Here is a 1370-nt window from a genome sequence, read left to right as displayed (position 1 = left end):
GTAATTACCCACCCCCCTTGCGCGGAAGTGGGATGCCTGATTCGATCCTGGCATGCAGCGGGATGCGCTTGAGCGGCTGAGCAAGGCAGAGCTGATCGAGCTGGTGCTGCGGCTGCAGCGGCCGGAGAAGACCTCGCGCACATCCTCCAAGCCGCCGTCCACGGATCGGAAGGAGAGGCGCGAGCGCGCCAAGCCTGGAGGCGCCAAGCCGGGCCACGCGGGCCACAGCCGGCCCCTGAGCGACGATGTTTCCGAGACGATCGCTCACCGCCCCGATGTCTGCCCGTGCTGCCGGATGGCGCTCGCGCCCGATCTGCCGGCCGAAGCAGCCGGGGTCTGGGAGCGCATCGAGCTGCCCGCGGTCACGCCGCAGGTGGTGCACCACCATCGCCTGGCGGTGCGCTGCCCCGGCTGCGGCACGCGGGCCGTGGCACCGGTGCCGGTCAGCGGCACGCCGTTCGGCCCGCGCCTGCACGCGATGGCCACCTACCTCAAGACCTATCAGGCGCTCTCCTACGAGCGGCTGCAGGCCGCGCTCGCCGACCTGTTCGGGCTGCGCCTCAGCCAGGGCGGGCTGATGAACCTGCTCCGCCGCGCCCAGGGTCGGTTCCAGGCCGGGCGCGAGACGGCCGTTGCGGCGCTGCGCCGTGCTGAGGTGGTGGCCTCTGATGAAACCGGTGTGCGGATCGAGGGCTGCTCCGGCTACCACTGGGTGTTCCGCTGCCAGGACGCCGTGGTGCACCAGGCCGCACCGACCCGCGCCGCTTCCGTCGTGCGCGCCGTGATGGACGGGCACCGCCCCGCGGTCTGGCTCTCGGATCGCTACGCGGCGCAGCAGGGCCACGGCGTGGCCCAGCAGACCTGCCTGGCGCACCTGGCACGTGATGTCGCGTACGCGCTCGAGGCCAGCGACGACCCAGTGCCGTTTCGGCTCAAGCTCTGGCTGAGTTCAGCCTTTGACTTGGCGGATGCCGCCACACACCTCGCTGCCTCTACCCTGGCCGCCAAGCGGCGGGCGCTCGAACGCAGGTTGGATGCGATCCTGGCAGCGCCCAGCGGCTGCGAGCTGACGCGCGGGCTGCAAGCGAAGCTGCGGCGAGCGCGCGACCAGCTTCTGACCTTTGTCGACTGGCCTGGCCGGGTCGGGGCGACGAACAACGCCTGCGAGCGCGACCTCCGCCCCGCCGTGATCCAACGCAAGGTCACCAACGGCTATCGCACGATGTGGGCCGCTCAGGGCGAGGCGGACGTGCGCACCGTGGTCGACACCGCCCGCCTCGCGCCGAACACCAGCGTCTTTGGCACCATCCTGACGACTGTCACGGCCTGACCGCTACGCCGCAGAAGTCAGAGGGGGTGGGTAATTACCA

1 protein-coding gene is annotated in these 1370 nt (G+C 70.9%); it reads left to right on the top strand.

The genetic code is table 11. The features are described from left to right. Positions 1 to 52 precede the first annotated feature (52 nt). The gene (tnpC, locus tag E2C06_RS36450; protein ID WP_133293383.1) at positions 53 to 1330 is read left to right on the top strand and encodes an IS66 family transposase; all 1278 of its coding nucleotides are present in this window, start codon (positions 53 to 55) and stop codon (positions 1328 to 1330) included. Positions 1331 to 1370: the final 40 nt, after the last annotated feature.

The organism is Dankookia rubra (assembly GCF_004355005.1).
GTDB lineage: Bacteria > Pseudomonadota > Alphaproteobacteria > Acetobacterales > Acetobacteraceae > Paracraurococcus > Paracraurococcus ruber_A.
Note: the sequence above shows the minus strand (reverse complement) of the source record. Positions and strands in the feature narration are given on the sequence as shown.

Excerpts from the sequence above, each read along its gene's own strand:
- tnpC (WP_133293383.1), top strand. The coding sequence starts at position 53 with ATGCAGCGGGATGCGCTTGAGCGGCTGAGCAAGGCAGAGCTGATCGAG.